General features: G+C 71.7%; 12 protein-coding genes. 10 read left to right on the top strand and 2 right to left on the bottom strand.

Annotated features, from left to right (window positions below; translation table 11 throughout):
* From truB to ACH0A8_RS05395, 4 genes are all read left to right on the top strand, one after another.
* Positions 1-963 (top strand): tRNA pseudouridine(55) synthase TruB, encoded by a 963-nt coding sequence (gene truB, locus ACH0A8_RS05380; RefSeq protein ID WP_406906778.1) that lies wholly within the window; start codon positions 1-3, stop codon positions 961-963.
* Entirely contained in the window at positions 960-1,325 is a 366-nt protein-coding gene (locus tag ACH0A8_RS05385) for a hypothetical protein (protein WP_209682430.1), read from the top strand. The genes truB and ACH0A8_RS05385 overlap by 4 nt, the downstream gene beginning before the upstream one ends.
* A gap of 65 nt (positions 1,326-1,390) precedes the next feature.
* The gene (locus tag ACH0A8_RS05390) at positions 1,391-1,831 is read left to right on the top strand and encodes a hypothetical protein (RefSeq protein ID WP_066654565.1); all 441 of its coding nucleotides are present in this window, start codon (positions 1,391-1,393) and stop codon (positions 1,829-1,831) included.
* An 8-nt stretch (positions 1,832-1,839) separates the two neighbouring features.
* Positions 1,840-2,802, top strand: a complete 963-nt coding sequence (locus ACH0A8_RS05395) for a bifunctional riboflavin kinase/FAD synthetase (protein ID WP_066654563.1) — start codon at positions 1,840-1,842, stop codon at positions 2,800-2,802.
* 262 nt (positions 2,803-3,064) lie between these two features.
* On the opposite strand, the gene ACH0A8_RS05400 is transcribed toward ACH0A8_RS05395, so the two are convergent.
* Together ACH0A8_RS05400 and ACH0A8_RS05405 are read right to left on the bottom strand one after the other, a co-directional pair.
* Positions 3,065-4,297, bottom strand: coding sequence for a DUF349 domain-containing protein (locus tag ACH0A8_RS05400; RefSeq protein ID WP_406906779.1), 1,233 nt, complete (start codon positions 4,295-4,297; stop codon positions 3,065-3,067).
* Between the two features lie 149 nt (positions 4,298-4,446).
* Complete coding sequence (locus ACH0A8_RS05405) at positions 4,447-5,259, bottom strand: peptidylprolyl isomerase (RefSeq protein ID WP_406906780.1); 813 nt, start codon at positions 5,257-5,259, stop codon at positions 4,447-4,449.
* A 129-nt stretch (positions 5,260-5,388) separates the two neighbouring features.
* Here ACH0A8_RS05405 and ACH0A8_RS05410 point away from each other — a divergent pair, with 129 nt between their 5' ends.
* The 6 genes from ACH0A8_RS05410 to mltG all read left to right on the top strand — a co-directional run bounded on the left by ACH0A8_RS05410 (position 5,389) and on the right by mltG (position 12,831).
* On the top strand, positions 5,389-6,801 hold the full coding sequence (locus ACH0A8_RS05410; RefSeq protein ID WP_081984889.1) for a replication-associated recombination protein A: 1,413 nt from the start codon (positions 5,389-5,391) through the stop codon (positions 6,799-6,801).
* A 236-nt stretch (positions 6,802-7,037) separates the two neighbouring features.
* A complete protein-coding gene (gene rpsD / locus ACH0A8_RS05415; RefSeq protein ID WP_066654559.1) occupies positions 7,038-7,667 on the top strand; it encodes a 30S ribosomal protein S4 in 630 nt (209 codons plus the stop codon).
* Positions 7,668-7,803: 136 nt separating this feature from the next.
* Entirely contained in the window at positions 7,804-7,986 is a 183-nt protein-coding gene (locus ACH0A8_RS05420) for a hypothetical protein (protein ID WP_066654557.1), read from the top strand.
* A 56-nt stretch (positions 7,987-8,042) separates the two neighbouring features.
* Positions 8,043-10,700: an alanine--tRNA ligase gene (gene alaS / locus ACH0A8_RS05425; protein WP_209682437.1), complete on the top strand. Its 2,658-nt coding sequence runs from the start codon at positions 8,043-8,045 to the stop codon at positions 10,698-10,700.
* A gap of 8 nt (positions 10,701-10,708) precedes the next feature.
* Positions 10,709-11,152: a Holliday junction resolvase RuvX gene (ruvX, locus tag ACH0A8_RS05430; protein ID WP_066658313.1), complete on the top strand. Its 444-nt coding sequence runs from the start codon at positions 10,709-10,711 to the stop codon at positions 11,150-11,152.
* Between the two features lie 89 nt (positions 11,153-11,241).
* A complete protein-coding gene (mltG, locus tag ACH0A8_RS05435) occupies positions 11,242-12,831 on the top strand; it encodes an endolytic transglycosylase MltG (protein ID WP_406906781.1) in 1,590 nt (529 codons plus the stop codon).
* The last annotated feature ends 28 nt before the right edge of the window (positions 12,832-12,859 follow it).

Raw genomic sequence — 12,859 nt, forward strand, 5'->3', positions numbered from 1 at the left:
GTGCTCGCTACCCCGCCTGACGGCATCCTCCTCGTCGACAAGCCGCAGGGCATCTCCAGTCACCGGGTGGTGTCGATCGCACGTCGGCGCCTCGGCCTGAAGAAGATCGGCCACGCGGGCACCCTCGACCCGATGGCGACCGGTCTGCTGCTGCTCGGCGCCGGACCGTCCACCCGGCTCCTCACGCACCTGGTCGGACTCGGGAAGACCTACACGGCGACGATCCGACTGGGCGTCGGGACGGACTCGGACGACGCGGACGGCACGCCGACGTCAGCCGTCGGGGTCACGGACGCCGACGTGTCCGACGACGCCATCGAGCGTGCGGTCGCCGCGCAGCGCGGGGTGATCGACCAGGTGCCCTCGACGGTCAGTGCGATCAAGGTCGACGGGCGACGGGCCTACGACCTCGCCCGGAAGGGCGAGGAGGTCGTGCTGCGCTCCCGCACCGTCACGGTGTCCCGCTTCGAGGTCACCGGCCGCGACGACCACACCGTCACCGTCGACGGTGCAGCGGTCCCCGTCGTGGACCTCGACGTCGTGGTCGACTGCTCCTCGGGCACCTACGTCCGGGCGCTCGCGCGTGACGTCGGGGCGGCCCTCGGCACCGGCGCCCACCTCACGGCGCTCCGCCGCACCGCCGTCGGCCCCTTCGCCGTCGCGGACGCGGTGGACCTCGAGGACGAATCGGTCGACGTCGCGGCGGCCCTGGCACGCCCGGCGGACGTCGCGCGTCGACTGTTCGACGTCGTCACGCTCGACGCAGCCGCGGCGAAGGACCTCACGGACGGCAAGCGGGTCGCGGTCGAGCACCCCGACCACGACGGACCGGTCGCTGCGGTCGCGCAGGACGACGACCGGCTGGTCGGCCTCGTCTCGGTGCGGCGCGGTCGGTTGCGGGTCATCACCAACTTCCCGGCCCCGGCGGCCGTCGGGACGACGACGGACGGAGCGCGCGCGTGATCGAGTGGTTCATGTGGGTGCAGCTGGCGGTGGCCGTGGTCGCCGGGCTGTTCGCCGTGGTCGTCGGGTTCCTCGGCTGGAAGCCCAACGACTACACCGTCGGGTCCCTCGCCCTCATCGAGCTGCTGCTCCTGGCGCAGGGCGTGGTCTCGCTCGTCCTCCCCGCCGTCGGCAGTCCGCCGCAGGGCAACGCGCTCGAGTTCGGGGTGTACGCCGTGTCGGTGCTGCTCGTACCGCCGGCAGCGATCCTGTGGGCCCTGATCGACCGGACGAAGTGGAGCACGGTCGTGCTCGGCGCCGGGGCGTTCACCGTCGCGGTGATGGTCTACCGCATGTACCAGATCTGGTTCGCGCTGAACTGAGCCCGCCGTCGTCGCCGGTGCCCGCTCGTCCGCGCGCGTCACCCGTCGTCGGTAGACTCGTCGCCGTGGCGAACAGATCCTCCCTCGCGACCGGCATCGGCCGCGTCCTCATCGCCGTGTACGGCATCCTCGCCCTCGCGGCGACCGGGCGCAGCGTCGTCCAGATCATCGAGAAGTTCTCCTTCGCACCGTTCGCCTACACGCTGAGCGCCGTCGCCGCCGTCGTCTACATCGTGGCGATGATCGCGCTCATCGCCCCCGGCCGTGCCTGGTACCGCGTCGCCTGCGTGACCATCGGGTTCGAGATGGCCGGCGTGCTGGTCGTCGGCACCCTGTCGCTCCTCGACCGTCAGCTCTTCCCGGACGACACCGTGTGGTCGTACTACGGCCTCGGCTACCTCTTCGCACCGCTCGTGCTCCCGATCGCCGGGCTCTGGTGGCTCCGCAAGCACCACCGCACCGCCGTCGCCGGACCCGCTGCCGCGTCGGCGACGGTCGGCGAGTAGGGATCGACGTGCAGTACTACGACGACGTCGCCGACGTGGCGCAGGGCTTCGGACCGAGTGCGGTCACCATCGGCAAGTTCGACGGCGTCCACGTCGGACACCGGGCGGTGATCGCGCACCTCGAGCGCGCCGCCCGTGAGCGCGGGCTGGTGTCCACCGTGGTGACCTTCGACCGCCACCCGCTCAGCGTCATCGACCCCGACCGGGTTCCGCCGGCGCTGACGAGCACCCCGCAGCGCCGCGAGCTCCTCGAGGGCATCGGGGTCGACGCCATGCTCCTGCTGCGCTTCGACCAGGACCTGCAGTCGCAGGCCCCCGAGGCGTTCGTCTCCGAGATCCTCGTCGGCACCCTGCACGCCGAGCTCGTGTTCGTCGGCAGCGACTTCCGGTTCGGCGCCCGCGGTGCCGGCGACGTCGCGCTCCTGCGTCGACTGGGGGAGCAGCACGGCTTCCGCGTCGAGCTCATCGACGACGTCGACCTGCGCGACGACGTGCGCCCCGCTGACGAGCGACGCGTCTCGTCCACCTGGATCCGCGAGCTGCTCGGTGACGGACGTGTGGCCGAGGCTGCCCGTCTGCTCGGGCGCGAGCACGCGGTCCGGAGCACGGTGGTGCACGGGAACCAGCGCGGTCGGGCCATGGGGTACCCGACGGCGAACCTCGACCCTGCGTGCGAGGGCTTCGTCCCGGCCGACGGCGTCTACGCGGCCCGCGTGCTGCACGAGGGCACGGTGTACCCGGCGGCGGTGTCCGTCGGCAACAACCCGACGTTCCAGGGCGTCCCGGCGAAGCAGATCGAGGCGCACCTGCTCGACGTCGACATCGACCTGTACGGGGACACCATCTCGGTGCTGTTCGTGTCGTTCGTCCGCGGCATGGTCGCGTTCTCGTCGATGGACGAGCTCGCGGCCCAGATGCGGCAGGACGACCTCGACATCCGGCTGTTGCTCGGACTGCCCGCGCCGGTCTGACGCCGGGCCGGGCCCGCCCTGCGCGAGTCTCGGCCAGCCCCGCGCGAGTCTCGGCCGGCCAGGGGCGAGTCTCGGCCAACCGAGGGCGAGTCTCGGCCAACCGAGGGCGAGTCTCGGCCTGAGCGACACGTCTCGCGCGTCCGAGCACGAGCACCGTCGTTCAGCCCGAGACTCGGCCACGCAGCACGCAGCACGCAGCACGCTGCCACGCAGGACGCCCCGCGACCGATCAACGGTCACGGGGCGTCCTGCGCGGTGCTGATCAGCTCCCGAGGGCGTCGAGCCAGATCTTGCGGGCGTCGAGGGCCTCTTGCGCCGCCGTGATCTTGCGGGCGTCACCGGAGGCCTGTGCGGCCTCGAGCTCGGCCTGGAGCTTGCCGATGGCGTCCTCGAGCTGACTGGCGAGGCCGGACTGTCGCGCCTTGCGCTCCGGGTCCGAGGCCTTCCAGTGCTCGTCCTCGAGGCTCCGGACGTGGTCCTCGACCGCGCGCAGGCGGTCCTCGATCCGGCGGACGTCGCCGCGGGGGACCTTGCCGATCTCGTCCCACCGGCGCTGGATGTCCGTCAGGGTCCGGCGTGCGGCGACGCGGTCGGTCTGCTGCAGCAGCGGCTCGGCCTCGGTCAGCAGGGCCTGCTTCGCGACGAGGTTCGCGCTGAACTCCTCGTTCTCGACGGCGGCCTCGGCGTGGCGCTGCTCGAACAGCACGTCGCCGGCTGCCTTGAACCGTGCCCAGAGTGCGTCGTCGTGGCGCTTGCCGGCGCGCCCGGCCCGCTTCCAGTCGTCGAGCAGCTCGCGGTAGGCCGGGATGCCGTCCGTCCCGCGGGTCGCGAGCGCCTCGGCCTGCTGCACGAGCTCCTGCTTGCGGTTCCGCGCGTCGCGGTGCTGCGCGTCGAGCTCCGAGTAGAAGGCACGGCGGTGCTGGTCGACCGTCGAGCGGGCGGCACGGAAGCGCTTCCAGAGGTCGTTCGCGTCGTTCTTCGGCAGGCGCGGACCGTCGTGCTGGTGCTGCTGCCAGCGGGCGAACACGTCGTCGAGCTGCGCGGTGATCTGCTTCCACTGCGCGCGGGCCGGGTCGACGGCGGCGAGCGACTCGGCCTCCTCGACCAGGGACGCGCGGTACGCGAGCGCGTCCGTGAGCGCCTGCTGCGCCTGTGCCTGCTGCTCCTTGGTGAGCGACCCCACCTGATCCGACAGGCTCGCGACACGGCTCTCGAGCGACTTCAGGTCGCCGACGACCCTGGCCTCGGCGACCTGCGTGCGCAGGTGCTCGACGGTCCGGGCGACGTCGTTCGCCGAGGCGCCACGCTGGACGCGCTGCTCGGCGATCTTCACCTGCCCCTCGAGGTCGGCGTACTTGCGCGCGAAGTACGCGAGGGCCTCGTCCGGGGTGGCGTCCGGGTACTCGCCGACAGCCTTCTCGCTGTCGTCGTACCGGACGTACACCGTCCCGTTCTCGTCGACCCGGCCCCAGGTCGTTGCTTCGTCAGGTCCCACAGGTCTCGCCTCGATCGTGGTCGTGCATCACCGACGTCCCCGTCGGCACGGTCAGGTCGTCAGCCTATTGCACCGGAGGGGCGCGGGGGCCAGTGGGACGTGCGGGCTGTGGACGACCGCGGACCCGGGTCCGTGGCGACCCGGTCCGGTCAGCCGTCCTTCCGGATGGTCGCGCCGGTGATCGTCGTGGCGACCTCCGGCTCGCCGGTGCCGTCGGACCCCGCCGACGCGATGCCCTTCGAGGTGATCTCGCGCTCCAGGTCGCCGAGCCCGCTCGTGACCTTGCCGACCACGGTGTAGCCGCCCGTCGAGCCGTCGAGCGTCGTGTCGCCGTAGACGATGAAGAACTGCGTGGACTGCGAGTACGGCGACGCGCCGCGCGCGATCGCCAGCGTGCCCTCGGCGTAGCGGCCGTCGCTCGGGACGTTCTCGAGCGGGCCGTACTGGAACCCGGCGTCACCCGTGCCGTCGCCGTTCGCCGAGCCGCACTGCAGGAACCGGAAGTCGGCGCTGTCGGCCAAGCGGTGGCAGGTGGTGCCCTCGTAGAACTGCTTCCGGATGAGGTCGATCTCCACGCTCGCCGCCTGCGGAGCGGCCGCGCCGTCGAGCTCGATGCCGAGCTCGACGTCCTTGTTCAGCGTCAGCGTGCCGGTCCAGGTCGCCCCGTCAGCGATGCCCTTGCTCGGCACCTTCCCGGTGTTGCCGGCCGTCGCACTCGCCGACGGGGTCGGGGTGGACGTGGCACTCGCGCTCGCGTCCGGTGCATCGCCGGCCCGCGATCCCGCGAAGGCGAGCTGCGACCCGGTGGCGAGCGCCGCCACGAGCACGAGCACACCCGCGCCGACGACGTTGTCCCGCACCCTCCGGCGTCGCTGCCGGTCGTGCAGGCCCTGTCGGGCCTGGTACAGACGGAGCCGCTCACGCGCCTCGCGGTTGTCGCGCGCCTGGTTCTTCGGTGCCACGGTGCTGATCGGACCTCTCGTCGACTGTGCCGACGAGCGTAGCGGACCGCGGGGGACGCCCGGCCTGGAGGCACGCAGCACGTCGGCGGTCCGGCCTACCATCGGAGCATGGCAGCGGATCGATCGGGCATGCGCGCGCCCACGACGGGTGGTCGCGCCGGGTTGGCTCAGGGGTCCGTCCCGCTGGCGGTGCGGATGCGTCCGACGAGCCTGGACGAGGTCGCGGGGCAGCAGCACCTGCTCGGGCGGGGCAGTCCGCTGGTGCAGCTCGCCACCGGGACGCGTGAGAACCCCGGCGGGGTGTCGGTGATCCTCTGGGGTCCGCCCGGCACCGGCAAGACGACCCTGGCACAGGCGATCGCGCGGCAGTCCGGTCGCGAGTTCGTGGAGCTCTCGGCCGTGACGGCCGGCGTGAAGGACGTGCGCGAGGTCATGGAGAAGGCCCTCACGCACCGCGACCTGTACGGCTCGACCACCGTGCTGTTCCTCGACGAGATCCACCGCTTCAGCAAGGCCCAGCAGGACGCGCTGCTGCCCGGTGTCGAGAACGGGTGGGTCATCCTCATCGCCGCGACGACCGAGAACCCCTCGTTCTCCGTGATCTCCCCGCTGCTCTCCCGTTCCCTGTTGCTCACCCTCAAGCCGCTCACGGACGAGGACCTCGGCATGCTCGTGGACCGGGCGGTCGAGGACCCGAGGGGCCTGGGCGGCTCGGTCGTCCTCGGGGACGACGCTCGTTCGGCGATCGTCCGGCTGTCCTCCGGCGACGCGCGTCGGGCCCTCACCGCGCTCGAGGCCGCCGCGTCCTCCGCGATCGCGGCGCGCACCGGCGATGCGGACGACGACGAGGACGAACCGCGCGACGACGTCGCCCTCGACGTCGCCCTCGACGACGTCGAGACGGTGCCGCTGGTCGACGCCGACACGGTGGCCGCCGCCGTGGACCGTGCCCTGCTGCGGTACGACCGACAGGGCGACGAGCACTACGACGTCATCAGCGCCTTCATCAAGTCGGTCCGGGGGAGCGACGTCGACGCCGCGCTGCACTACCTCGCACGGATGATCGAGGCCGGCGAGGATCCGCGGTTCATCGCACGGCGCATCATCATCTCGGCGTCCGAGGACATCGGCATGGCGGACCCGCAGGCCCTGCCGATCGCCGTCGCGGCCGCGCAGGCGGTGCAGCTCATCGGGATGCCCGAGGGGCGCATCCCGCTGGCCGAGGCCGTGGTCTACCTGGCGACGGCCCCGAAGTCGAACGCGTCCTACAACGGCGTGAACGCGGCGGTGGCGGACGTCAAGGCCGGGCGGATGGGCGTCGTCCCGGCGCACCTGCGCGACGCGCACTACCCCGGCGCGAAGCGGCTCGGGCACGGCAAGGGCTACGTCTACTCGCACGACGCCGAGCACGGGGTCGCCCGGCAGCAGTACCTGCCCGACGCCCTCGAGGGCACGGAGTACTACACGCCGACCGGCAACGGGTACGAGCGTGAGGTCGGGCCCCGGCTCGAGCGACTCCGGAAGATCACCCGCGGCGAGTGACGCCCGGTGCTTCTCCGGGCCTCTCGATGCTGCTATCGTTGACGGGCCTACGTCCTGGTCCTCGCGTGCGGCTGCGCCGAGGACAGAGTCCCGCTCCGGCGGGACGGGGACAGAGGTTCGGACTGTAGCCGTCCGATCCCACAGGCTCATCCCTCTGGATCCCGTCGCCGGGACCGCGCGCACGAGTGCGTGCCGTGTCCGGCGAGTCATTCAGTTCAGACAGAGAAAAGGACCCTGTGTCTACCAAGTCACGCACCCGCAGCAAGACCCGCCTCTCGCGCGCGCTCGGCATCCCGCTGACGCCGAAGGCGGCCCGTTACCTCGAGAAGCGCCCCTACGGCCCCGGTGAGCACGGCCGTACCCGCCGTCGTGCGGACAGCGACTACGCCGTCCGCCTCCGTGAGAAGCAGCGTCTGCGCGCCCAGTACGGCATCCGCGAGAAGCAGCTCCGCATCGTCTTCGAAGAGGCCCGCAAGACGAAGGGCCTGACCGGTGAGAACCTGGTCGAGCTCCTCGAGCAGCGCCTCGACGCCCTCGTGCTGCGTGCCGGCTTCGCCCGCACCACCGCGCAGGCGCGCCAGCTGATCGTGCACCGTCACATCCTGGTCGACGGCAAGCTCGTCGACCGTCCCTCCTTCCGCGTGAAGGAGGGCCAGATGATCCACGTCAAGCAGCGCTCCGAGTCCCTCGAACCCCTCCAGGTCGCCGCTGCCGGTGGTCACCTCGAGGTCCTGCCGAAGGTCCCGGGCTACCTCGAGGTCGAGATCGAGAAGCTCCAGGCCCGGCTGGTCCGTCGCCCGAAGCGCGCCGAGGTCCCCGTGACCTGTGAAGTGCAGCTCGTCGTCGAGTACTACGCAGCTCGCTGATCCACGGATCACGCCCGAACGGCGGGTCGTCCTCTCAGGAGGACGGCCCGCCGTTCGGCGTCCCGGCCGTCCCACGCCACTACACTCGTTCGGGCACGCACCGCTCGCGTGCGCGAGAGGGAGAGGGAGAGGCACCGTGAAGCAGCTGTTCTTCGTCGCCGTCGGCGTCGTCATCGGCTTCGCCGCCGCGCACCGGATCGCGAACACCCCCGGCGGCGCCCGCCTCTTCGCGGACGTGAACGCCAGGACGAAGGCGTTCACCGACGCCGTCGCCGACGGGTACCGCTCCCGCGAGGCCGAACTCCGCACCGACGCCTGAGCGTCACCGCGCCCCAGCTCCCACGCACCCTCCGCCGACCTGAATCAGGAAGCACCATGCAGACCGCAGAGATCCGCCGCCGTTGGCTCCAGTTCTTCGGCGACCGCGGACACACCGTCGTCCCGTCCGCGTCGCTCGTCTCGGACGACCCGTCGCTGCTCTTCACGGTCGCCGGCATGGTCCCGTTCATCCCGTACCTGACCGGGCTGGTCCCCGCACCGTACCCGCGCGCGACGAGCGTGCAGAAGTGCATCCGGACCAACGACATCGAGGAGGTCGGCAAGACCCCTCGGCACGGCACGTTCTTCCAGATGAACGGCAACTTCTCCTTCGGGGACTACTTCAAGGAGCAGGCGATCCAGTACGCCTGGCAGTTCCTGACGACGCCGGAGTCGGACGGCGGCCTCGGGTTCTCGGCCGACGACCTGTGGGTCACGGTCTACGAGGACGACGACGAGGCGATCGCCTTCTGGAAGCAGCACTCGTCGCTGCCGGACGACCGGATCCAGCGCCTCGGCAAGGACACCAACTACTGGTCGACCGGGCAGCCCGGACCCGCCGGCCCGTGCTCCGAGATCTTCTTCGACCGCGGCCCGGAGTACGGCATCGACGGCGGCCCGGCGACCGACGACGACCGCTACGTCGAGATCTGGAACCTGGTGTTCATGCAGTACCAGATCGCCGACGTCCGGTCGAAGTACGACTTCACGATCACCGGCGAACTGCCGAACAAGAACATCGACACGGGCATGGGGCTCGAGCGCGTCGCCTTCATCAAGCAGGGCGTCGACAACATGTACGAGATCGACCAGGTGCGTCCGGTGCTGGACCGCGCCGCAGCGATCTCGGGCCGTCAGTACGGCGCCGTGCACGAGGACGACGTCCGGATGCGGGTCATCGCCGACCACGTCCGATCGTCGCTCATGCTCATCGCGGACGGCGTCACCCCGTCGAACGAGGGCCGCGGGTACATCCTCCGCCGTCTGCTCCGCCGCACGGTGCGCGCCATGCGCCTGCTCGGCGTCGAGGGTGCGACCTTCCCGCAGCTCTTCCCGGCGTCGCGCGACGCCATGCGCGAGGCCTACCCGGAGGTCGCCGGTGACTACGACCGGATCGCCCGGATCGCCTACGCGGAGGAGGAGACGTTCCTCCGCACGCTGGCGCAGGGCACCACGATCCTCGACGTCGCGGTCGAGCGCGCGAAGCAGGACGGTGCCCCCTCGATCGGCGGCGACACCGCGTTCCTCCTCCACGACACGTTCGGCTTCCCGATCGACCTGACGATGGAGATGGCGGACGAGGCCGGCGTCCGGGTCGACCGCGGGGCGTTCGAGACCCTGATGTCGGAGCAGCGTGCCCGCGCCAAGGCCGATGCGAAGAGCAAGAAGACCGCCCTCGCCGACCTCAGTGTCTACAGCGCCTTCCGCGCGAAGGGCGAGACGGTCTTCCTGGGCTACGACGCGCTCGAGGCCGAGTCCGCCGTGCTCGGCATCATCGTGGGCGGCGTCAGCGTCGACCGCGCCGTCGCCGGTGACATCGCCGAGGTGATCCTCGGGGAGACGTCCCTGTACGCCGAGTCCGGCGGTCAGGACGCCGACCAGGGGTCGATCGTCGGCAACGGCTTCGACCTCGAGGTGCTCGACGTGCAGCGCCCGGTCGCCGGGCTCTGGAGCCACACCGTGCAGGTCCGCTCCGGCGAGGTCGGCGTCGGTGACGCCGCCACGACGGTCGTCGACGGCGAGTACCGCCGCGGCGCGACCCAGGCGCACTCGGCGACGCACCTGGTCAACGCGGCGCTGCGCGACGTGCTCGGACCGGAGGCCCTGCAGGCCGGCTCGTACAACAAGTCGGGCTACATGCGCCTCGACTTCTCCTGGTCGCAGCCGGTCTCCGGTGCCACCCGCTCGGAGATCGAGGAGGTCGTGAACGCGGCGATCCGCTCGGACCTCGCGGTGCAGACGCGCGTGCTGCCGCTCGACGAGGCCAAGGCGCTCGGTGCGCAGGCGCTGTTCGGCGAGAAGTACGGCGCCGAGGTCCGCATGGTCGACATCGGTGGTCCGTGGTCGCGCGAGCTCTGCGGTGGCACCCACGTCGCCTCCAGCGCGCAGGTCGGCCTCGTCAACCTGGTCGGCGAGTCGAGCGTCGGCTCGACCAACCGTCGCGTCGAGGCCCTCGTCGGACTCGAGGGCTTCCGCGACCTGGCCGTCGAGCGGACGATCGTGTCGCAGCTCTCGAGTGCGCTGAAGGCTCCCCGTGAGGACCTGCCGACCCGCGTGCAGGGCCTGATGGAGGACCTGCGCACCGCCCAGAAGCGGATCGCCGAGTTCGAGTCCGCCAACCTGCAGCAGCGGGTGCCGTCGATCGCACGCCGGGCCGAGACGGTCGGCGCGGTCACCGTGGTCGCCGAGACGGTCGACGGCCTGCAGTCCGGGGACGACCTGCGTGCCCTCGCGACGGGCGTGCGCGGTCAGCTCGGGGACGGTGCCGCGGTCGTGGTGCTCGGTGCCGTGATCAGCGGCAAGCCCGTGGTGATCGTCGCGACGAACGACGCGGCGCGGTCGGCCGGCATGCAGGCGGGTCCCCTCGCCAAGGAGGCAGCCGGTGTCCTCGGCGGCGGTGGCGGCGGCAAGCCCGACCTCGCCCAGGGCGGTGGCACCGATGCGGCGGCGCTGCCCGCGGCGCTGCGCGCCGTGACCGCACGACTGGCGGGCTGATCGTGCCGGTGCGTCCGGGCCGCCGGCTCGGCGTCGACGTCGGCAAGGCCCGCATCGGCGTCGCGGTCTGCGACCGCGACGGCCTGCTGGCCACCCCGGTCGAGACGGTGCCCCGGGCCCAGGCGACCGACGTGCGCCGGATCGTCGAACTGGCCGACGAGTACGACGTGCTCGAGATCGTCGTGGGGCTGCCGCTCTCGATGTCGGGTGACGACACCCCGTCGACCGCCGATGCCAGGGGCTTCGCGGAGCGGCTGGCCGAGCACCGGACCGTACGGCTGGTCGACGAACGGCTCTCGACGGTGACGGCGCAGCGCGGTCTGCACCAGGCCGGGAAGAACACCAAGAAGTCCCGCGCCGTGATCGACCAAGCGGCCGCTGTTATCATCCTGCAACACGCGCTCGACCACGAGCGTGCGTCCAGCGCCGCTCCCGGCGCAACGCTCCCCTGACCGACCGGCCCCGGGACGGGTCGGGAGACCGTCGTTCCCGGACCGACGGGGCCCAGGTGGAGCCCCCGACCCGAGAGACCGAGGATCCCTTGGCAGACGACCTGGACTGGGACGCGATCATCGCGCCCGGTGACGACGCAGGGCGGCGACGTCGCCCCACCGACCCCGACGCCGAGCCCGACCGGCCGATGTCCCGTCGTGAGGCGCGTGCTGCCGAGGCAGCCGAGTCCGAGCGGGCGCGGCGTGCGCCGGCGGAGGACACCGACGGTCGTCGTCCGGCGGACCAGGACCCGGCGTCGCAGCCCTCGACGGCGGCGACGCGACCGGCATCGCCGGCGGACGCCCCGGGCGCGCGGTCGGACGACGAGCTCCACCCGGACGTCCGGGCACTCCTGACCGGGGAGCTCCGGGCGCCCGATGCGCAGGCGGTGCGTGCGGCGCGGGCCGAGGCCGGCCCGGGCCGGGCCACGCGTGACGCGGGCGTCGTCGACGGTTCCGCTGCCGCCGCGGGCGGGCCTGCCGGAGCCGACCGGGGAACCGGCGGTACCGGAGGCGGACGTGGGCGTGGTGCCGGAGGCGGGGGAGCCTCCCGGCCGCCACGCGAACCGCGGCCGAAGCGGCGACGTGGCCCTCTCGTGGCGGGCATCGTGATCGTCGCCCTCGTCCTGGGCGGCGGCGTCGGCGCGTACGCCTTCGCCGCACCCAAGGTGCAGCAGGTGCTCAGTGCGATCGGCGGGTCCAGCGAGCCCGACGACTACACCGGCGACGGGACGAGCAAGGTCACCGTGACCATCAAGCAGGGCGACATCGGCGAGGACGTCGCGAAGACCCTGCAACGCAGCGGTGTCGTGAAGAGCTCGAAGGTGTTCTACAAGCTGCTGTTGACCTCACCGGACGTCTCGTTCCAGCCGGGCTCGTACGAGCTCAAGAAGGAGATGAGCTCGAAGGCCGCACTCGACGCGCTCAAGGACTCCGACAACCGCGTCCAGGCCTCGATCGTGATCCCCGAGGGGACCGCGCTGCAGGACATCGAGGCGGGGATGGTCTCGAAGGCGGGGCTGACCGAGGCCGAGGTCAGTGCAGCGGCGAAGGACGTGCAGGCGTACGGGCTCCCGTCCGGCGTGACGACGCTCGAGGGATGGCTCTTCCCGGCAACGTACCCGATCAACCCCGGGTGGACCGCGAAGCAGTACTTCCAGTCGATGGTCGACACGATGAAGGAGCACCTGGCCGCAGCCGGCGTGGCCGAGGGCGACCAGGAGCGGGTCGTCGTCTTCGCCTCGCTCGTGCAGAAGGAGGCCGGCCTGGCTGCCGACTACCCGAAGGTCGCGCGGGTGTTCCAGAACCGGCTCGACATCGACATGGCGCTGCAGTCGGACGCGACCGTCGCCTACGGGACGGGCAACACGCACAAGGTGACCACGACCGACGAGGAGCGAGCGGACGCGGGCAACGCGTACAACACCTACGTGCACAAGGGTCTGCCCCCGGCACCGATCTCGAACCCCGGCGACCTGGCCATCAAGGCCGTCACGAACATGGCCGACGGGAAGTGGCTCTACTTCGTGACGGTCGACCTCGACACGGGTGAGACCGTCTTCTCGGACACGTACGCGGAGCACCAGGTGGCCGTGAAGCAGTTCCAGGCCTGGCTCCGCGCACACCCCGAGTACCAGTAGGCCCGCGGCGGTCCGGTCGCGTCGCACG

Origin of the sequence: Curtobacterium sp. 179-B 9B NHS, from assembly GCF_045370965.1 — a bacterium.
GTDB lineage: Bacteria > Actinomycetota > Actinomycetes > Actinomycetales > Microbacteriaceae > Curtobacterium.

What these genes read in the sequence shown, in the direction of transcription:
- alaS (WP_209682437.1), top strand. Translation starts at nt 8,043, where the DNA reads ATGCAGACCGCAGAGATCCGCCGCCGTTGGCTCCAGTTCTTCGGCGAC.
- ACH0A8_RS05410 (WP_081984889.1), top strand. Translation starts at nt 5,389, where the DNA reads ATGCGCGCGCCCACGACGGGTGGTCGCGCCGGGTTGGCTCAGGGGTCC.